Source organism: Flavobacterium sp. KH_001 (assembly GCF_057840745.1).
In genome coordinates, this window is the sequence record NZ_CM174520.1 from 134,455 (window position 1) to 155,230 (window position 20,776).

20 protein-coding genes are annotated in these 20,776 nt (G+C 32.9%); 12 read left to right on the forward strand and 8 right to left on the reverse strand.

Annotated elements, in window-relative coordinates:
• Positions 1 to 104 precede the first annotated feature (104 nt).
• The 5 genes from AC3ITQ_RS00635 (at position 105) to yiaA (ending at position 2,700) form a co-directional block, all read left to right on the forward strand.
• Positions 105 to 614, forward strand: coding sequence for an RNA polymerase sigma factor (locus tag AC3ITQ_RS00635; protein ID WP_072974436.1), 510 nt, complete (start codon positions 105 to 107; stop codon positions 612 to 614).
• On the forward strand, positions 601 to 1,059 hold the full coding sequence (locus AC3ITQ_RS00640; RefSeq protein WP_375033506.1) for a hypothetical protein: 459 nt from the start codon (positions 601 to 603) through the stop codon (positions 1,057 to 1,059). Before AC3ITQ_RS00635 ends, AC3ITQ_RS00640 begins: the two co-directional genes overlap by 14 nt.
• Positions 1,060 to 1,081: 22 nt before the next feature.
• Positions 1,082 to 1,609 carry a DUF4252 domain-containing protein gene (locus AC3ITQ_RS00645; protein WP_489236390.1) on the forward strand — a complete coding sequence of 176 codons (528 nt, stop codon included), beginning with the start codon at positions 1,082 to 1,084 and terminating at the stop codon, positions 1,607 to 1,609.
• 2 nt (positions 1,610 to 1,611) lie between these two features.
• Positions 1,612 to 2,157, forward strand: a complete 546-nt coding sequence (locus tag AC3ITQ_RS00650; protein ID WP_489236391.1) for a DUF4252 domain-containing protein — start codon at positions 1,612 to 1,614, stop codon at positions 2,155 to 2,157.
• Positions 2,158 to 2,304: 147 nt separating this feature from the next.
• Positions 2,305 to 2,700, forward strand: a complete 396-nt coding sequence (yiaA, locus tag AC3ITQ_RS00655; RefSeq protein WP_489236392.1) for an inner membrane protein YiaA — start codon at positions 2,305 to 2,307, stop codon at positions 2,698 to 2,700.
• Between the two features lie 74 nt (positions 2,701 to 2,774).
• On the opposite strand, the gene AC3ITQ_RS00660 is transcribed toward yiaA, so the two are convergent.
• The 3 genes from AC3ITQ_RS00660 to rpmH all read right to left on the reverse strand — a co-directional run bounded on the left by AC3ITQ_RS00660 (position 2,775) and on the right by rpmH (position 7,478).
• A complete protein-coding gene (locus tag AC3ITQ_RS00660; protein ID WP_489236393.1) occupies positions 2,775 to 4,160 on the reverse strand; it encodes a S41 family peptidase in 1,386 nt (461 codons plus the stop codon).
• Between the two features lie 152 nt (positions 4,161 to 4,312).
• Entirely contained in the window at positions 4,313 to 7,168 is a 2,856-nt protein-coding gene (carB, locus tag AC3ITQ_RS00665) for a carbamoyl-phosphate synthase large subunit (RefSeq protein ID WP_194658407.1), read from the reverse strand.
• 148 nt (positions 7,169 to 7,316) lie between these two features.
• Positions 7,317 to 7,478, reverse strand: coding sequence for a 50S ribosomal protein L34 (gene rpmH / locus AC3ITQ_RS00670; protein ID WP_008464848.1), 162 nt, complete (start codon positions 7,476 to 7,478; stop codon positions 7,317 to 7,319).
• Positions 7,479 to 7,644: 166 nt separating this feature from the next.
• Between rpmH and AC3ITQ_RS00675 the strand changes: the two genes are divergently transcribed.
• The gene (locus tag AC3ITQ_RS00675) at positions 7,645 to 8,160 is read left to right on the forward strand and encodes a hypothetical protein (protein ID WP_026984100.1); all 516 of its coding nucleotides are present in this window, start codon (positions 7,645 to 7,647) and stop codon (positions 8,158 to 8,160) included.
• Positions 8,161 to 8,396: 236 nt separating this feature from the next.
• Here the strand turns inward: AC3ITQ_RS00675 and AC3ITQ_RS00680 are convergent, their stop codons facing one another.
• Positions 8,397 to 9,056, reverse strand: coding sequence for an alpha/beta hydrolase family protein (locus AC3ITQ_RS00680; RefSeq protein ID WP_489236394.1), 660 nt, complete (start codon positions 9,054 to 9,056; stop codon positions 8,397 to 8,399).
• Between the two features lie 304 nt (positions 9,057 to 9,360).
• Here AC3ITQ_RS00680 and AC3ITQ_RS00685 point away from each other — a divergent pair, with 304 nt between their 5' ends.
• A complete protein-coding gene (locus AC3ITQ_RS00685) occupies positions 9,361 to 9,645 on the forward strand; it encodes a GNAT family N-acetyltransferase (RefSeq protein WP_489238873.1) in 285 nt (94 codons plus the stop codon).
• 75 nt (positions 9,646 to 9,720) lie between these two features.
• Here AC3ITQ_RS00685 and AC3ITQ_RS00690 read toward each other — a convergent pair whose 3' ends face one another.
• The 3 genes from AC3ITQ_RS00690 to AC3ITQ_RS00700 form a co-directional block, all read right to left on the reverse strand.
• Positions 9,721 to 11,355: an ABC-F family ATP-binding cassette domain-containing protein gene (locus tag AC3ITQ_RS00690; protein ID WP_489236395.1), complete on the reverse strand. Its 1,635-nt coding sequence runs from the start codon at positions 11,353 to 11,355 to the stop codon at positions 9,721 to 9,723.
• 278 nt (positions 11,356 to 11,633) lie between these two features.
• A complete protein-coding gene (locus tag AC3ITQ_RS00695; protein ID WP_489236396.1) occupies positions 11,634 to 12,809 on the reverse strand; it encodes a GlmU family protein in 1,176 nt (391 codons plus the stop codon).
• A 259-nt stretch (positions 12,810 to 13,068) separates the two neighbouring features.
• A complete protein-coding gene (locus AC3ITQ_RS00700; RefSeq protein ID WP_029272307.1) occupies positions 13,069 to 13,323 on the reverse strand; it encodes a type B 50S ribosomal protein L31 in 255 nt (84 codons plus the stop codon).
• 248 nt (positions 13,324 to 13,571) lie between these two features.
• On the opposite strand from AC3ITQ_RS00700, the gene AC3ITQ_RS00705 reads away from it, so the two are divergent.
• The 5 genes from AC3ITQ_RS00705 (at position 13,572) to AC3ITQ_RS00725 (ending at position 19,867) form a co-directional block, all read left to right on the forward strand.
• Positions 13,572 to 14,102 carry a DUF4199 domain-containing protein gene (locus AC3ITQ_RS00705; RefSeq protein WP_489236397.1) on the forward strand — a complete coding sequence of 177 codons (531 nt, stop codon included), beginning with the start codon at positions 13,572 to 13,574 and terminating at the stop codon, positions 14,100 to 14,102.
• 8 nt (positions 14,103 to 14,110) lie between these two features.
• Positions 14,111 to 15,058, forward strand: a complete 948-nt coding sequence (locus AC3ITQ_RS00710; RefSeq protein ID WP_194658401.1) for a glycosyltransferase family 2 protein — start codon at positions 14,111 to 14,113, stop codon at positions 15,056 to 15,058.
• 128 nt (positions 15,059 to 15,186) lie between these two features.
• A complete protein-coding gene (locus AC3ITQ_RS00715; RefSeq protein ID WP_489238875.1) occupies positions 15,187 to 16,914 on the forward strand; it encodes a phospho-sugar mutase in 1,728 nt (575 codons plus the stop codon).
• Positions 16,915 to 17,216: 302 nt separating this feature from the next.
• Positions 17,217 to 19,046, forward strand: a complete 1,830-nt coding sequence (locus AC3ITQ_RS00720) for an ABC transporter ATP-binding protein (RefSeq protein ID WP_489236398.1) — start codon at positions 17,217 to 17,219, stop codon at positions 19,044 to 19,046.
• Between the two features lie 119 nt (positions 19,047 to 19,165).
• The gene (locus AC3ITQ_RS00725; protein ID WP_489236399.1) at positions 19,166 to 19,867 is read left to right on the forward strand and encodes a DUF2971 domain-containing protein; all 702 of its coding nucleotides are present in this window, start codon (positions 19,166 to 19,168) and stop codon (positions 19,865 to 19,867) included.
• Between the two features lie 156 nt (positions 19,868 to 20,023).
• On the opposite strand, the gene AC3ITQ_RS00730 is transcribed toward AC3ITQ_RS00725, so the two are convergent.
• Positions 20,024 to 20,746 carry a hypothetical protein gene (locus AC3ITQ_RS00730; RefSeq protein ID WP_489236400.1) on the reverse strand — a complete coding sequence of 241 codons (723 nt, stop codon included), beginning with the start codon at positions 20,744 to 20,746 and terminating at the stop codon, positions 20,024 to 20,026.
• Positions 20,747 to 20,776: the final 30 nt, after the last annotated feature.

Here is a 20,776-nt window from a genome sequence, read left to right on the forward strand (position 1 = left end):
GCCTCGTCTTGACTATATAAGCTTACTTGTAAATACTGATTAATTAACTAAATCACAATAAACGAATAACTTATAACCGACCAAAAACCAACAAATAACCAATTATGAATCAAGTTGCGTTTATAGAATTGATTAATCCTTTTAAAGACAAAGTTTTTCGTCTGGCAAAAAGATTACTTACCAGTACTGAAGAAGCTGAGGACGCCACTCAGGAAGTAATGGTAAAATTATGGAACAAAAAAGAAAATTTAGACGCTTATAATAATATTGAGGCTGTTGCGATGACAATGACCAAAAATTATTGTCTCGATCAGTTAAAATCTAAAAGAGCGGGAAATTTAAAAATAGTTCATAATAACTATACAGATCGTGAACCGCAGCTAGACAAAAAACTGGAAGATTCAAATAGTCTGGAATGGGTTGAAAAAATTATAAATCAGTTGCCCGAGCAACTCCAAATATTAATTCAGCTTCGCGATGTTGAGCAATATGAATTTGATGAAATTGCCAAAATTGTCAACATGAATGAAACGGCTATTAGGGTAGCACTTTCGAGAGCGAGAAAAAAAATAAGAGAATCAATGGTTAATACACACAGTTATGGAATCAGATAAAATAGGAAATATATTAGAAAAATACTTTCAGGGAGAAACTACTATTGCTGAAGAAAAAGAATTAAAAGAATATTTTTCTTCTCCGAATGTTGCGCAGCATTTAGAGCAGTACAAACCAATGTTTGGTTATTTCTCTCAGGTAAAACAACAAAAAACGACGCAAGAGATTCCACTACAAACTAAAAAACGAAACGTGGCGTGGTTATCAATTGCAGCTTCAGCTGTTGTTTTACTAGGAATAGGAACCTTTTATTTTGCAAGTCAAAAAACTACAACTCAGACTGTAGCACAATCAGAATTAGGAACCTATGATAATCCGGAAGAAGCCCTTGCTGCAACGCAAAAAGCTTTGGCTTTATTATCGAACAATGTGAATGTAGGTATTGAAAGTGTACAGTACATTCAGGAATATGAACAATCAAAAGACAAAATTTTTAAACAGTAAATCAATCAAAAAAATAAACAAAATGAAAAATTTCATCATAACATTAGTATTCGCATTCGTTAGTACCGCTTTTTATGCTCAGGGAGCATTTGATAAATTTGACGGTCAGGACGATGTAACCTCAGTAATTGTAAACAAAAAAATGTTCGATTTAATGAGCAAAGTAAAAGTTGACGCTTCTGATAAAGAAATGCAACAATACATCAGTCTGATTAAAAAATTAGACTACTTAAAAGTGTTTACAACAAAAAATCCTAAAATCGAAGCTGATATGAAAGCTTCAGCAGATAAATATGTAAAAACAGCCGGTTTAGAAGAATTAATGAGAATCAATGACGGTGGTAGAAACGTAAAAATATCAGTAAAATCTGGAGCGACAGACTCTCAGGTAAGAGAATTACTGATGTATGTTGACGGTGCTAAAGGTGACGAAACCGTTTTATTATCTTTAACGGGTAATTTTGACATCAACGAAATTTCAGTACTAACAGATAAGATGAAACTTCCTGGTGGTTCTGACTTAAAAAAAGCCACTAAAGGCAAAAAATAATTATGAGACTTAACGTTTTTACCACAGCCCTTTTAGTATTACTAACTTTAATAAGTTGTAATTCTGAACCTTCATTGCAAAAATATTTTGTACAGAATACCGATAACAAAGATTTTATCGCTCTTGATATTTCGCCAAGTATCCTAAACATAGAGAAAACGAAGCTAACTGCAGAACAAACTGAAGCTTTAAAATCATTTGACAAAATGAACATACTGGCGTTCAAAGCGAATGCTACAAATCAGGCGCAATTTGAAACAGAAAGAACTAAAGTTAAAGCTATTTTGAAAGATCCAAAATACCAAAAATTAATGTCTTTTGGCTCAGGTAAAGACGGTGCCTCTATAAGCTACGTTGGCACAGATGAAAACATTGAAGAGTTTGTCGTTTTTGCTAATAGAAAAGAAAATGGTTTTGCGGTAGTTCGTGTTTTAGGAAAAAATATGAATCCAAATAACATCATGACTTTAATGTCGGTTTTGCAAAAGTCAAAAATTGACATGGAACAATTGAAGCCTTTACAGCAATTGATTAATACTAATAAATAATACATCTTACTTTTAATAGAAAAGCTCCAAATAATTGGAGCTTTTTCTATTAAATATTGAAAGATTAAACTTACCAAAATAATAATTGATTTATTCTAAAGTGAATTGAATTTAGCTATATTTGTTATCTAACCAAAAATAATAAATATGGTACAAAAAACATCGAATGCCTTTATTGCGGCATCTTGGATTGCTCTCGGAGCTGGAACACTTGGCTTTATAGTTGGGCTTGCAAGAGCTGAAATGCTGCTAAATGAAAAAGGCTACTATTTTACAGTTTTAATGTTTGGTCTGTTTGCTGTAGTTTCACTACAAAAAAGTGTAAGAGACAGACTTGAAAAGCTTCCAGTTACAGACATATATTATGGAATTTGCTGGTTCGGAACTCTTTTATCAATTGTATTATTGACTGTCGGATTATGGAACGCAACTATTTTACCAAGTGAAAAAGGATTCTATGCTTTTGCATTTTTATTAGCATTATTCGGTGCTATTTCGGTACAAAAAAATACCAGAGATAATATGGCATTTTCTAATGAATAATATCTTAAAATCATAACGACAAAAACTTCCAAATACCAAATAGAAAAAAGCTCCAAAAAATTTGGAGCTTTTTTCTATTTACTATTTTTTGCTGTTTCATATCGCATTTTCAATCCCTCTAAATAGGGAGCTCTTTGCTCTTCTGCTAAAACTATTGATTTTTCAAAATTACTCAAAGCCAACTTTTTCTTGCCACTAAGCTCAAGCATATCGCCATAGGCCAAATAAGTCATTGGAGATTTGGAATATAAAACAGTATTGCTTTTTAAAATACATTCTGCCATTAAAGGATTTTTTTTGATATTTTGAGAACCGAAAAAATTAATATCACCCTCGCTAAACAAACCTAAATCAATTCCTTTTCTAAAAATTTCTGTTATTTGGTGCTCCATTTTTTCAACATTATTTTCTGAAAATGATTGCCCTTGCTGCTTAGCAATAGCCTCTAATTCATCATATAATTTTTTTGATTCTGCTGCTTTTTTATTTCTATAGATTTCTGCAGCCTGAGCAGCTAATTCAACGGTTTTAGAATAGGCATTTTCTGCTAAAGTTTTAATTTCCGGAAGTACACCGATTCCTTCCCAATTTGTCTTTGTTACTGGATTTACCCCGGCTCCAACTGGAATAAAGATTTCTAAATCAGAATTTATTTTAAAAACATCTCCAGGATTTGCCGCTCCTCCGGTAGCTTCTCCCACTAATACAGCCCTTTTTTGGCTTTGCATATTGTAACTAAATTCCTCTGCTCCTGAAAAAGCTTTCGGACCAGTAATTATAAATAAAGGAACATCAATCCTTTTTCTCCCATTTACCTCATGGGTAATAACTTCATCTTTTCGATTTCCTTGCCTAAAATAAAGTGTATTAATCAATAAATTACTTTCCAAAAAATAACTGCATAAGTAATTTACCGTTTTAGGATTACCTCCGCCATTATTCCGTAAATCAATAATTATAGCATCCGTATTTGCCAGAAGAGCCATATAGGCATCAATAGTTTTATTTGTTTCTGCAAGGAAAAAGTCAATGTTTAGATACCCAATATTTCCATCGATTACTTTCACCTCTTTAAAACCGTTAGCCTGTTTTCGGGTATCTGTATATTTTTTCAAATACAATTGGTAATCATCACTTGAATTTTCCTGTTCCTTTACTGGAGCAAAAGCAGGCCAGACACCTAAATGCTTATCACCATTAACTACTCTAATTTCTTTAGTTAAAGCAACTGCAAAAGAATCAAGTAGATCCTGTTTTTTAAATTTCCCTTCCTTTAAACTTTTATTTAAATGACTACCAATTAACTCAGCCTTATCTGGAAAAACATAATGTTCTTGTAGTAATAAATCAATTTTACTGATGGTTTCTTTTTTGAACTTCTCATTTATTTTTTTCTGCCCAAAAACTTCAGCTTTAAAAATAATGACAAATAACAAGAGATGGATAAAAAGTGATTTCATTTTTTTTCTTTAGAAATAATTACAATAAAAATGACGGAGTTAAATTGGTCTTTATCAAATATAGGTAAATATTTCATTATCAAACACAAGTTAAAAAAAGGCATAAAAAAAAGCCCCATTTTCATGGAGCTTTTTTATATCGAGGTTTGAGATTATTTACTCAAATACATTTTTCTTCTTGAGTACAACTCGTAGAATTGATCGTCTTTTAAGTCATCAATAAACAAGATGCTTTCTCCTGTTGATTTCATTTCAGGTCCTAATGCTTTGTTCACATTTTGGAATTTACTGAAAGAGAAAACCGGCTGCTTGATCGCATATCCTTTTAATTGTGGATTAAAGTCGAAATCAGTTACTTTATTGTGTCCTAACATTACTTTTGTTGCATAGTTTACATAAGGCTCACCGTATGCTTTTGCAATAAAGGGAACTGTTCTCGAAGCTCTTGGATTTGCCTCGATAATGTAAACTGTATCATCTTTTATCGCAAACTGAATGTTGATCAAACCAACAGTTTTTAAAGCTCTCGCAATTTTATAGGTATGATCTTTTATTTGTTGCATTACGAATTCTCCTAAGTTAAAAGGAGGCAATGTAGCATTACTATCTCCAGAGTGAACTCCGCAAGGTTCGATATGCTCCATAATTCCGATAATGTAAACATTACCATCAGCATCACAAATTGCATCAGCTTCCGCTTCGATTGCTCCGGCTAAATAATGATCTAAAAGCAATTTATTTCCTGGAATCGTTTTCAATAAATTGATAACATGCTCCTCTAATTCTTTTTTGTTGATTACAATTTTCATTCCCTGACCTCCTAATACATAAGAAGGACGAATCAATAATGGGAAGTCTAAAGTATCTGCAAGGGCAGAAGCTTCGTCAGCTGTTTCAGCAATTCCAAATTGTGGGAAAGGAATATGTAATTCTCTCAATAAGTCAGAGAATCTTCCTCTGTCTTCTGCTAAATCAAGTGCATCAAAACTAGTTCCGATGATTTTTACTCCGTATTTAGATAATTTTTCAGCCAATTTCAAAGCGGTTTGTCCACCTAACTGAACAATAACACCTTCTGGTTTTTCATGCTGAATGATATCGTAGATATGTTCCCAAAAAACTGGTTCGAAGTATAATTTATCTGCTGTATCAAAATCAGTCGAAACTGTTTCCGGGTTACAGTTGATCATGATTGTTTCGTAACCACATTCTTTTGCGGCCAAAACCCCGTGAACACACGAATAATCAAACTCAATTCCTTGTCCAATTCTGTTTGGTCCAGAACCAAGAACTATGATTTTCTTTTTATCTGTCACAATGCTTTCGTTATCTACATAACGCTCACCATTTGCTTTTTCGATTTCAGCTTCGAAAGTTGAGTAGTAATAAGGTGTCTGTGCTTTAAACTCTGCCGCACAAGTATCAACCAGTTTAAACACACGGTTAATATTTTGGTCCATACGTAAAGTGTGAACTTCACTTTCCAGACAATTCATCATGTGTGCAATTTGTCTGTCTGCAAAACCTTTTTGTTTCGCTTCAAGTAAAAGCTCTTTTGGAAGATTCGAAATTTTATAGTTCGAAATTTCTTTCTCTAAAGTATAAAGCTCTTCGTATTGTTTTAAGAACCACATATCAATTTTTGTGATTTCATGAATACGGCTCAACGGAATTCCCATTGCAATCGCATCATAAATTACAAAAACACGATCCCAACTTGCAAAAGTCAGTTTCTCGATAATTTGCTCGTAATTCGTATATCCTTTTCCATCAGCTCCTAAACCATTTCTTTTGATTTCTAATGATTGAGTCGCTTTATGCAAAGCTTCCTGGAACGAACGTCCAATTCCCATTACTTCACCAACAGATTTCATCTGAAGTCCTAAAGTTCTGTCAGCACCTTCAAATTTATCAAAGTTCCAACGTGGTATTTTAACGATTACATAATCAAGAGTCGGTTCAAAAAGAGCCGAAGTTGATTTTGTAATTTGGTTTTGCAATTCATCTAAATTGTATCCTAAAGCCAGTTTAGAAGCAATTTTAGCAATTGGGTAACCAGTCGCTTTTGATGCCAAAGCAGAAGAACGAGACACACGAGGATTAATCTCAATCGCTACGATATCTTCTTTATCATCTGGTGAAACTGCGAATTGTACGTTACAACCTCCAGCAAAATTTCCGATACTACGCATCATCAGGATAGCATAGTCACGTAATTTTTGGAAAGTTGTATCAGATAATGTCATTGCTGGCGCAACCGTAATTGAATCTCCGGTATGAATTCCCATTGGATCCATATTTTCGATTGAACAGATAATCACCACATTATCATTTTTATCTCTTAAAAGTTCCAACTCATATTCTTTCCATCCTAATAAAGCTTTGTCAATTAGGACTTCGTGAATTGGTGACATTTCTAATCCGTAGGTTAGTTTTTCGTCAAACTCTTCTTTGCTGTGAACAAAAGCGGCTCCTGTTCCTCCTAATGTAAAAGAAGGACGAATTACTAACGGAAATCCAAATTCCTGAGCTATTTCTTTTCCTTCAAGGAAAGAAGTAGCTGTTTTTGCAGGTGCAGTAGGAACATTTATTTTTTGAAGCAATTGTTTAAATTGCTCTCTGTCTTCCGTAATATTAATAGCATTTACATCAACACCTATTAATCTTACGCCGAAATCCTGCCAAATTCCTTTTTCATCAGCTTCCAGACATAAATTCAAAGCTGTTTGCCCTCCCATTGTTGGCAAAACCGCATCAATTTGTGGATGCTCCTTCAGAATTTCAATAATCGATTTTGTAGTTAATGGTTTCAAATATACATGATCGGCCATAGTTGGGTCCGTCATAATAGTCGCTGGATTTGAGTTTATCAAGATAACTTCAATTCCTTCTTCACGAATAGAACGTGCAGATTGAGATCCTGCATAATCGAATTCGCAAGCTTGACCAATAACAATAGGACCTGATCCTATTATTAAAACTGATTTTATTGATGTGTCTTTAGGCATTGTATTTGTATTGTGTAGTTATATAAAAGTACTTTAAAAAACATTCGTAGTGTATTCTAAACTAGAACGTTGCAGCTTTTTTTACCGACAAGGTATAAAAAAAGGCGATACTAAAAAAGTAATCGCCTTATGTATGTTTATACAAACATTATTTTTTGTGTCTAGGTTCGCTAGAAACAGTTAATTTATGTCTTCCTTTTGCTCTTCTACGCGCCAGAACTTTTCTTCCATTCGCAGAAGCCATTCTGTCCATAAATCCGTGCTTATTTCTTCTTTTTCTTTTCGATGGTTGAAACGTTCTTTTGCTCATTGCTTTGTATCTTTAAAATGGTATCTAATATCTCTTTTCTGTTTTTGAATATCGTTATTCTAAAACCGAGTGCAAATATACAAAGACTTTTTTTTCTGGCAAGTACTTTAATAAAAATATTTTTAATTCATTTTACTATATTTGCAAGCACAAATATACATCTATTATGTTTAACAAAAATATTAAGCTTATTTTGGCCGGACTTCTTGTAGTTGCTGGCGTTTGGCAATTTACGGAGAGCAATATCGGGAATGGAATCTTCCTTATATTATTGACGGCAATTCCTATTTTTCTTTATTTCAAAAACGAATTTATCCTTTTAGCCTTCTTAAAATTAAGAAAACAAGATTTCGAAGGAGCTAAAAACTGGCTGGCATACATCAAAAATCCGGAATCGGCATTAGTTAGAAAACAACAAGGATATTTTAATTACCTACACGGAATCATGTTATCTCAGACTAATATCAATCAGGCAGAGAAACATTTTAAAAAAGCAATCGAACTTGGTTTATCTATGGATATGGATTTAGCTGTAGCAAAATTAAACCTTGCGGGAGTTGCAATGTCACGCAGAAGAAAATTGGAAGCTACTAATTTACTGAATGAAGCTAAAAAATTAGATAAGCAAGGCATGCTAAAAGAGCAAATCACTATGATGAAAGAGCAAATGAAGAAAATCTAAATTTCTTTAAATTACTATATTTAAAATCCCAAATTCGAAAAGAGTTTGGGATTTTTTATTTTAGATTTCTAAGAGATTTTTTGATTGAGAATTAATTATTGGGATTTATAGAAGCTGATCCCGCTGTTCCTTCCAATCTTTTGTGCCGAACCCCGGCACAAAAGGATTTTCCCTCCCATCGGGGCTAGGGCACTCATTTTCAAAAGAAGATTTATTTTCTTAAGCATTTAAGAATCCTAATCCTCCAATATAATCGAAGGCAAATTCTCATTCAGCCATTTATATTTATTAAGAATCATAACATGAGTCCCTCCTTTTACAACAATACAGCTCTTAATATATTTTATCGGAAAAACATCGTCTTTATCTCCATGAATATGAATTACATTTTCATCTCTCTGATCTCTGTCCCATAAAATCACGTTTTCTACAGCCCACTGCAGGTAATGAAGATCGCGCATCGCCAGAAACTTCTCATACAACTTAATACGCTTATTGATTTTTTCTCCAAAAGAATATTTTGCAAGGTTTTCAATATTCAAAATCAGCTTCATCGGAATCAGCTTGTACGCTTTTGTAGTTTTTCCGATTTTCATTCTTCTTGGGAATTCCGTATTACTTCTAACACTCGAAATAATGATAATTTTCCGAACCTGAATATGTTTCGCCATTTCCTGAACCAGAATTCCACCAAAGGAAACACCAATCAAAACCGGATTTTCATGTTTGATGTTTTTAGTAATTCGCAGTGCATAATCAGATAACGATTCCTTAGGCTTCGGAATTTCCCACTCCAACAGACACATTTCAAATACAGCTTCATCTAATTTAATTCTTTCAAAAATGCTTGAGCTTGCGGCTAAACCAGGCATAAAATATACAGGAATTTTACTCATTTGGCAGAAAAGGAATTTTTAATTACGGTTTTTCAATTTCAAGTTAAATTTACTTTTTTTACTAATATGCACAGCAAATCTTACACCATAATTCGATATTAAAACAAATAAAATTACAAAAGAAGAACCACACCAGCACTTAAAAAAATAATTTCATATTGAAAATCAAATGATTACCTTTGTATGCCAAATAATTCGTCTTTAATCTTCTTTAAAAGAAATTGAAGCGAATTAAAACCCTAATCTATATTAACATTTTTCACCTACTAAAACATGTAAAATTATGGAACCTATTGAAACAATTATGGAAATCAAAGACAACACTTTCGCAAGACAATTTGAGACCATAACCCCTGAAGGACTAATTTCTGTTGAGTATTCGTTTCAGGAAAAGAAAATTTTCCTGACTAAAATCAATACTCCTGAAGGTTTTGAAAATCAGGATTTGATTAACACATTACTCAAAAGCATCATGGAAATTGTCATTGAAAAGAAATTCAAACTAATGCCTATTCATCCAAAAATTGTGCTTTTCATCAAGAAAAACCCAAGGTATAAAGAATTACTACCTCCCGGAATTAGAATTTAATTTTTCGATTTCTCCACAAAATAAAAAAGCACAAGTTAATCCTTGTGCTTTTTCGTTTTCATATAGATTGAAAAATTATTTTTCGATCTCTCTCATAGAATCCATTTTTTTATGCGCCAAGAAACCGGCAACATCTTCAAAATGTTCTTTTACTCTTTTATTTCCAAATTCAAAAACTTTAGTCGCTAATCCGTCAAGGAAATCACGGTCGTGAGAAACCAAAATTAACGTTCCGTCAAAATCACGTAATGCATCTTTAATAATATCCTTAGTCTTCATGTCTAAGTGATTTGAAGGCTCATCCAGAATTAATAAGTTAACTGGCTCCAACAATAATTTAATCATTGCCAAACGCGTTTTCTCTCCACCTGAAAGTACTTTTACTTTCTTGGTAATATCATCACCCTGAAACATAAATGCTCCTAAAATATTTTTGATCTGTGTACGAATATCTCCAACAGCAATTGCATCAATAGTTTCAAAAATCGTAGCATTTTCATCTAACAATGAAGCCTGATTTTGGGCAAAATATCCAATTTGAGAATTATGACCAATATCTACACTTCCTTCATCGATACCAATTTCTTTCATGATCGCTTTGATCATAGTCGATTTTCCTTCACCATTCTTACCTACGAAAGCTACTTTTTGCCCTCTTTCAATAACAATATTGGCATCTTTGAAAACAACGTGATCTCCGTAAGATTTAGATAAATCTTTTACAACCACAGGATATTGTCCTGAACGCGCTGCTGGTGGAAATTTCAATTTTAATGCAGAATTATCCACTTCATCAACCTGAACAATAACTAGCTTTTCAAGCATTTTAACACGAGATTGAACAGCATCCGTTTTAGAGAATGTCCCTTTAAAACGATCAATAAAAGCCCTGTTATCAGCAATCATCTTTTGTTGCTCGTCATATGCTTTTTGTTGATGAACACGACGGTCTTTTCTTAATTCTAAATAATGAGAATATTTCGCTTTATAATCATAAATCCTTCCCATTGTGACTTCAATAGTACGATTTGTAATATTATCTACAAACGCTCTATCGTGTGAAATCACCACAACAGCCTTAGCCTGATTTAATAAAAATTCTTCTAACCACTGAATACTTTCGATATCCATGTGATTGGTTGGCTCATCCAGCAAAATCAAATCCGGTTTTTGTAAAAGGATTTTAGCCAATTCTATACGCATTCTCCATCCTCCTGAAAATTCAGAAGTCTGACGCGTAAAATCTTCACGTTCAAAACCTAAACCAACTAAAATTTTCTCAACTTCAGCTTCGTAATTCACCTCTTCAATTGCATAGAATTTCTCGCTTAAGTCAGAAACTCTTTCGATCAATTTCATGTAAGCATCACTTTCATAATCAGTTCGAACAGTTAATTGCTCGTTGATTTCATCGATTTCGGCTTTCATTTTAAAAATCTCACCAAAAGCTTTTGAAGCTTCTTCCATTACAGTCGAACCATCTTTAGTCAATAAGTGCTGAGGCAAATAAGCTACCACAGCATCTTTTGGAGTCGAAATACTTCCGGTAGAAGGTTTGCTTTGACCTGCAATTATTTTTAAAAGTGTCGATTTTCCCGCACCATTTTTACCCATAAGGGCAATTTTATCATTTTCATTGATAGCAAAAGAAACATCGCTAAATAATGTAGTTCCACCAAACTGAACCGAAATATCGTTAACTGTAATCATTTAGATTTTTAGATTTTAGACTGCTTAGATTATTAAACTTCTTAGCAAGCGTTTTTTTGAAGGTGCAAAGATAGATTTTAATTAGATAATGTGCCAATTCTAAATGTGGCAATTTGTCAATTAGATAATTAGATAATTTCAAGAATTAGAAAATGTGACAATGAGATAATTAGATAATTCCCTAAATCTACAACAAACAAAACCCGACAGGTTTTAAAACCTGTCGGGTTTGCTAAAATTATCTAATTTTCTAATTTTCTAATTGACTAATTATCTAATCAATCCTTTCTCCATTTTTTCGTTTCTTCAAAAATATGCTCCAATATTGCAGATTCTGTTTCGTCGAATTCAATATTTCTGCGCCCCATAACCAATTTTGCTGTTTCAAAAGCTTTTTTGGTTACGTAAGTTGTAAACCCTGCAGCTCCACCCCAGGAAAAACTCGGAACAAAATTGCGAGGAAAACCACTTCCGAAAATATTTGCACTCACTCCTACTACAGTTCCGGTATTGAACATCGTGTTGATTCCGCATTTACTATGATCTCCCATCATCAAACCACAAAACTGAAGCCCGGTTTTAGCAAAACCCTCTGTTTCATAACTCCACAATTTTACTTCTTCGTAATTATTTTTCAGGTTTGAGTTGTTAGTATCTGCCCCAATATTACACCATTCACCTAACACAGAGTCTCCTAAAAAACCTTCATGCCCTTTATTTGAATTTGCAAAAAGAACTGAGTTTTTAACCTCTCCTCCAATACGCGATCCAGGTCCAACAGTTGTCGCTCCATAAACTTTAGCCGACATTTTTACCATGGCATTTTCGCATAAAGCAAATGGGCCGCGAATTACGGTTCCTTCCATAATTTCAGTATTCTTACCTATATATATAGGACCCGTTGAAGCATTAAGCGTTACAAACTCTAATTTTGCTCCTTCCTCAATAAATATATTTTCCGGAGCAATTACATTTACACTTTTTGGAATTGCCTGTGATTTTCTGTCTTCTGTTAAGAAAGCAAAATCAGCACGAATGGCAGCATCATTTTTCGAAAAAATATCCCAGGTATGTTCAACCGTCAAACAATCGCCGTTATATTGAATGATTTCGTACGAATCGAAATCAACTTCTTCCTGATTTTCTGTTGTAAAAAAAGCAATAACATCCTCTCCTTTAAAAATTGCCTGATTTTCTTTTAAATCAGAAACCATTTCAGCAAGAGTATCATTTGGTAAATACGCAGCATTTATCATTACATTTTCTTCCATTTCTACCATCGGAAACTTGACAGATAAATAATCCTCAGTAATAGTTGTTATGGTTGAACCCAAGCGCGCTTCCCATTTTTGACGAATCGTCATAATTCCGATTAAAATATCAGCCACCGGCCTGGTAAAAGTAAAAGGCAATAAAGCATTCCGGACTGGACCGTCAAAAAGAATGTAATTCATATATAAAAAATTTGGTACTTGTTAAAATTTTGATTTGGTTATCGAGGTCAAAGTTACAAATATTTTATTTGTTCGATAAAGCATGTTGACATACAAAAAGACAAATACAATTGTTTTTTTTTCGCCACGAATTCACAAATTATTTAAAACTTAAACATAAAAACTAATTCGTGAATTCGTGGCGAAAATTTATGCGTAATTTAAATACATAAAAAAAGCCTTCCAAATTGGAAGGCTTTTGTATGAATAAAAACAGTTATTAGTTTTTAACGTGTTTTGCATATTTAGTTTTGAACTTGTCAATACGTCCTGCAGTATCGATAAGTTTAGATTTACCAGTATAAAAAGGGTGAGATGTTCTAGAAATCTCCATTTTTACAACTGGATACTCAACTCCGTCAACTTCAATTGTTTCTTTTGTATCTGCAGTAGATTTAGTGATAAAAACTTCGTCATTTGACATGTCTTTAAATGCAACTAATCTGTAATTTTCTGGGTGAATTCCTTTTTTCATCTTTTCTTTTATTTATTGTTTAGAGTATTTTTATTTTGAAGCTTTTCCATGGTTAGAAAAAGGTGTAAACAAAGGCTACTCTTTTTTGTTTAAAAATTTAATTATTTTTGAGTGTGCAAATTTACAATTCTTTTTTAATAAACAAACATTTAGCTCGTTTTTTTTAGTAAAATTCAAAAAGCTTTTTTTATCCCTGATTATATTGGGAATTGCTATATTTGTGGATTAATTTTAAAACATATAGAAATATGATTAATGAAGTTATAAAAAAGAACGGGATTACTTACGGTGTAATGATTGGAATTGCATCTGCTTTAATAACTGCAACTATCTATGCGGTTGATTTAAATTTATTCACAGCATGGTGGATGGGATTATTAGGAATCGCTATTAGTTTAACTATTTCTATCATTTTACTTTCTAAAACAAAAAAAGATTTAAATGGTGTTTTTAGCTTTAAAGAAGCTTTTACCACTTATTTTATTGCTGCAGTAATCGGAATTCTGATTTCGACTTTTTTTAATATTATTCTATTTAATGTTATTGATCCGGGTGCGAAAGACACTTTAAGCGAATTAATGATTAAATATACAGTTGGAATGATGCAAAAATTTGGAACTCCGGCATCAGCCATTAATGAAACTATTGCAAAAATGAAACTAAGCAATCCGTATTCGACTTTAGAATTATTGAAAGGATCTGTTTTTGCAATTGTAATCAGTGCCATTTTTGGTTTAATTTTCGCGGCATTTTTCAAAAGCAAAACTACACAAGAATAAAAAAATAAATGAATTTATCTATACTTATACCGCTTCTAAACGAGGAGGAATCACTTCAAGAACTCTATTCGTGGATTATTAAAGTGATGCAATCTAACAATTACTCTTATGAAATCATTTTTGTAGATGATGGAAGTACGGATGATTCTTGGAATATTATTGAAAGTTTTTCAAACGAAAACCCGAATGTAAAAGGAGTTCGTTTCATGAAGAATTTTGGAAAATCGCAGGCTTTGCATGCTGGTTTCGCCAAAGCAAAAGGTGATGTCATTATTACCATGGATGCCGATTTGCAAGATAGTCCGGACGAGATTCCTGGATTATACGAAATGATTACCAAAGAAAAATTTGATTTGGTTTCAGGCTGGAAAAAGAAACGCTACGATTCTGTGGTAGCAAAAAATCTTCCTTCTAAATTGTTTAACTGGGCGGCCAGAAAAACTTCTGGAGTTGAATTGAATGATTTTAACTGTGGATTAAAAGCATACAAAAATACGGTTGTAAAAAACATCGAAGTATCCGGTGAAATGCACCGATACATCCCGGTTTTAGCAAAAAATGCCGGCTTTAATAAAATTGGCGAAAAAGTTGTAATCCATCAGGCTCGCAAATATGGCGAAACGAAATTCGGGATGGATCGTTTTATTAACGGTTTTCTGGATTTAATTACCATTTGGTTTTTATCAAGATTTGGAAAACGACCGATGCACTTATTTGGTTTATTAGGATCCATTATGTTTATGATTGGATTTTTATTAGCTTTATATCTAGGAATCGATAAATTATTCATTCATAAAACCAGCCGTTTAATTACAGAAAGACCGCATTTTTATTTGTCAATAACATCAATGATAATAGGAACACAATTGTTTTTGGCAGGTTTTCTTGGTGAAATTATTTTACGCACTAAAAGCAACGAAGCACGTTATAAAGTTGCCCGAGAGGTTAATTTTTAACGAAAACGCCTAGCCCTCATGGGAACGGTATCCTTTTGTGTTCGCAGCGGCGAACGCAAAAGATATAGTGGACAGCAGGATCAGCTCCTGAAAATTATTACTATTTAAACATAAAAAAGATACGAATGATGAATATAGCACCTAATATATTGAATGCTGTAAACGAATGGTTGACTCCAACATTTGATAAAGAAACACAAGCGGCAGTTAAAGAATTAATGACAACATCGCCTAAAGAACTTGAAGAGAGTTTCTACAAAAATCTTGAATTTGGAACGGGAGGAATGCGTGGTGTTATGGGCGTTGGAAACAACAGAATTAACAAATATACCCTTGGAAAAAACACTCAGGGTTTGTCTGATTACTTACATGAAGTTTTTCCAAATCAGCCTTTAAAAGTTGTTATCGCTTATGATTGCCGTCATAATAGTAATACCTTGGCTAAAGTTGTAGCTGATGTTTTCTCTGCAAACGGAATCCAGGTTTATTTGTTTTCAGATTTACGACCAACTCCGGAATTATCTTTTGCGCTTAAATATTTAGGCTGCCAATGCGGAATTGTTCTTACAGCTTCACATAATCCACCGGAATACAATGGATACAAAGTATATTGGGAAGATGGTGGACAAATTGTACCTCCGCAAGATACTGCTATTATTAATGTAATTGAAAATTTAGGTTACGACAAAATTAAGTTTGACGCAAACGAAAGCCTAATTAAATATATCGATACTGAAATTGATAAGGCTTTTGTGAAATCTTCTATTGAAAATGCCAGTTTTAATACGCCGGCTGAAGCAAAAGATAATTTACAAATTGTTTTTACTTCATTGCACGGAACTTCAATAAAATCTGTTCCTGACACATTATCTCAGGCAGGTTACAAAAATGTACATATTGTACCGGAACAAGCTATCCCAGATGGCGATTTCCCAACAGTAAAATCACCAAATCCAGAAGAGCCGGAAGCTTTGACTATGGCTTTAGCATTAGCTGATAAAACAAATTCGGATATTGTTGTTGGAACAGATCCTGATTGCGATCGTCTTGGTGTTGCTGTTAGAAATAATGATGGCAAAATGATTTTATTGAATGGAAATCAGACGATGGTTTTAATGACTTCTTTCTTATTGAAACAATGGAAAAAAGCCGGAAAAATTAACGGGAAACAATTCGTTGGTTCTACAATTGTATCCACTCCAATGATAATGGAATTAGCGACAAGTTATGGCGTAGAATGCAAAGTTGGTTTGACCGGTTTTAAATGGATTGCCAAAATGATTAAAGATTTCCCGGAACTTCAATTTATTGGAGGAGGTGAAGAAAGCTTTGGTTTTATGGTAGGTGATGCCGTTAGAGATAAAGACGCTGTTGCTGCTACCCTATTGATTTGTGAAGTTGCTGCTCAGGCAAAAGCTGCTGGAAGCTCTGTTTACAAAGAACTTTTACAACTTTATGTTGAAAATGGTTTTTACAAAGAATATTTGGTTTCATTGACAAAAAAAGGAATGGAAGGATTGGAAGAAATCAATCAGATGATGATTGATTTACGCGAAAACCCTTTGAAAGAAATCAGTGGACAAAGAGTAATTATGGTGGAAGATTACCAATCATCAGTTGCTTTGAATTTATTGACTAATGAAGAATCTGTAATGGATATTCCGAAATCGAATGTATTGATTTATTATACAGAAGACGGTTCTAAAATATGTGCAAGACCAAGTGGTACTGAACCAAAAATCAAATTCTACATTAGTGTAAATGCCGAATTAGAATCAGTTCAGGATTTTGATGCTGCAGAAAAATTTTTAGATCAGAAAATAGAAAATATCATTGCAGGAATGCAATTGAAGTAATAATAATGAGTGACAAACTCTTTATAATCAAATTACAATTGCGCAGACACTGTCTGCACAATTAAGCATATCCAATATATAGAACTCTAATTTACATTTAGAAATAATGTAAATTGGAGTTTTTTTTATAAAAAAAAGCAAAAAGAAATTAAAAATAAACCAATTGGATTAATTTTGTGCAGTAAAAAATTTCCACAACAAATAAAAGTATCAGCACATTTAACCCAGTTACCAGAAAAAAATTATTGCTAGAAAACTGGAAAAAAGCCATTGCTATAGCAGAAAATAACATCAAAAAATAAATGAGTAATTTCAAAAAAATAGTTCCTTTTATATATCCGTATAAAAAATACGCATTCTTAAACATCTTTTTCAATGTTTTGTATGCACTTTTCAGTACACTTTCGTTTGTTGCTTTAATACCGATGCTTCAGGTATTATTTGACCAAAATAAAGAGAGAAAAATAAAACCAGTCTATCAAGGAATTTTAAAACTCCAGCAATATGGTGAGGATTATTTGAGCTATTACATAACTACTACAAAAGGTAATCATGATCCTGGCTACATTTTATCTATAATGGTAGCGATTATAATTTCAATCTTCTTATTAAAAAACTTAGCAGATTACTTAGCCATGTTTTTTATCACTTTTTTGCGAAATGGCGTTTTAAAAGACATGCGAAATGCGATGTATAAAAAAACACTGGAACTTCCTTTGGCATTTTATTCCGAGAAAAGAAAAGGAGATGTTATTTCCAGAATATCTGCTGATGTAAATGAGGTACAAAACTCATTTTTAGCCATATTGGAACTTATTGTAAAAGAACCATTAACTATAGTTTTTACCATAACAACAATGCTAATTATTAGCACTAAGCTAACACTGTTTGTTTTTATTTTTATTCCGGTATCAGGTTATATTATTTCCTTAATTGGAAAACAACTAAAAAAACAATCGACTAAAGCACAGCAGGAACAAGGTACTTTTTTATCTACTATTGAAGAAACTATTGGCGGATTGAAAGTCGTAAAAGGATATAATTCTGAAAACTACTTTAATTCGGTTTTTCAAAATTCAACTGAACGTTTTTTTAATTTATCTAATAGCATTGGTAATCGCCAGAATTTAGCTTCGCCAGCAAGTGAGTTTATGGGAATTACCGTTATTGCTATCTTATTATGGTATGGAGGGCAAATGGTTTTGATCGACAAAACACTGAGTGGCCCTTCCTTTATTGCCTATATGGGATTAGCTTATAACATTCTAACACCTGCAAAAGCAATCTCTAAAGCTTCTTACGGCGTAAAAAGAGGAAACGCCGCTGCTGAACGTGTTCTTGAAATTTTAGATCAGGAAAATCCAATTGTTTCAAAACCTGATGCAATTGAAAAAACAACTTTTGACAGTAATATAAACATTCAGAATATTAATTTTAAGTATGAAAATGAAACGGTTCTAAAAGACTTTTCACTTGAAATTAAAAAAGGACAAACTGTTGCTTTAGTTGGACAATCCGGAAGTGGAAAAAGTACTATTGCAAACTTGCTTACCCGTTTTTATGATGTGAATGACGGAACGATTTCGATTGACGGAATCAACATCAAAGACATGAATTTGCAATCACTGCGTAGTTTAATGGGATTGGTTACGCAAGACAGCATTCTTTTTAATGACACCATCAAAGCTAATATCGCTTTAGGAAAATTAGACGCTACTGATGATGAAATTATTGAATCTTTAAAAATTGCAAATGCTTTTGAATTCGTAAAAGATCTTCCTTTAGGAATTTACACTAATATTGGTGACAGCGGAAACAAACTTTCAGGAGGTCAGAAACAACGTCTATCTATTGCCAGAGCGGTATTAAAAAACCCTCCAATTATGATTTTGGATGAGGCAACTTCTGCACTGGATACGGAAAGCGAAAAATTTGTTCAGGTTGCTTTAGAGAATATGATGCAAAACAGAACTTCGATCGTAATCGCACACCGCCTTTCAACTATTCAAAAAGCAGATGTTATTGTCGTAATGCAAAAAGGAAAAATCGTTGAACAAGGAACTCACGACCAACTAATAGCGCATAATGGCACTTACAACAAATTGGTTACAATGCAATCTTTTGAATCTTAAAGATTAAAAGAACAGCTTATTCACAGAGACACAGATTAAGGAAATATTAAAACTATATTTAATTTCTTTAATCTGTGTTTAATTTTCTAACTTTATGTAGATTATTTAATTTTCTAAAAATGTATCTTAATAATCCGAACATAAAACTTCCTGACGACCCCGATACTATTGTCTGGAAGTACCTTGACCTATCTAAATTTCTTGATTTACTACTTTCGAAAAAGTTATTCATGTCCCGTTCTGATAAATTCGAAGATCAATATGAGGGCACGTTTAGTGAACCTACTTTTGAAGAGATTAAGAAACTAGCCATTGATAATCCCGACTTTTTAAAATATTACAAAACACAGCGCGAACAAGTTGCTATTAGCAGCTGGCATATCAACGAATACGAATCGTTTGCCATGTGGCAGATTTTTACGCAAAACAGTGAAGGTTTAGCGATTCAGTCGACAATTGGAAGATTACAAAAAGCTGTAAAACCAGAAAATAATTTTGATCAGTATATTGGTGAGGTAAATTACATCGATTACAAAAAAGAATACATTCCGTTTGATGATTTATTTTTCCCGTTTTTGTTTAAACGAAAAAGCTTTCAGTATGAGCGCGAAGTCCGCATTATTACCGATACTTCGAAAAGTAAGATTAAGCTAAACGATGGTATTAAAATCAATGTTGACATCAATCAATTGATTGAAAAGATATACATTCATCCAAAATCAGAAAACTGGTATAAAAAACTCGTTATTGAACTGGTAGAACGTCTGGGATTTGGTTTTGAAATAGAAAAATCAGATTTGGAAAGCGATATTTTGATCTAATTAAAACATTATCTATAAACTGGACTGAAGTCCAGCCCTACAAAATTTATTGAGCCTACCGGCTCTTTATCAAAATAAAAAAGCCATTAAAAATTTTACTTTAATGGCTTTTTATAATATTTTCAATCTAAAATCTAAAATCAACAATCTAAGATTCTAGATCGGTTTATAATTTTTAACTTCCCATTTTTTAGACATCAAATCAATATAGTTATAATGCAAGACATCGTTTTTATCGAATTGTCCATTTTGGTTAGTATCTTCAATAGTTCTAAAATAAATGCGATTTTTAGATTCGATCAAATTCCAATCCACTAATTCCTGAAGATCCGGTGAAACTTTAGTAAAATTCTCTCCACTGATATCACTCAAATACAATGTTTTAATGTCGCCTGTGTCTATTTTCCCGTCTTTATTCGTGTCAGAATCCGTTAAAGTGTACACCATAATTTTATTTATAGTATGATCTGCAACTGTTTTCAAATAAGTAGCCGTTAAAATCAACACTGGTTTATCTGATAGAGCACGGATAGAATCTGAGTCTACTCTTTGAAATTTCAGGTTTTGTAAATAACCTGTAATTTCATATTCACCTAAGTTTGAAATCGTAAAACTAACATCATTCACACTAGAAGAACCATAACGTGCTTTTGTTCCTTTTTCAAAAACTCTTAAATCTCCAACCGGATGAATTAAATAATTCGTTCCTTCCATCTGAATAGGCAAGTCAGCCACTTCAATTTGGGTAGAATCGGTTTTCGTTAAAACTTTTGCCTTATTTGAAGCATCATAAATTACTTTCGGTTTCTGAGCATCATCTTTACAACTCACTACTGTTCCGATGATTACTAAGGCGATATATTTTAGATAGTTTTTCATTTACTAAGATTATATTCAATTATCAAATAT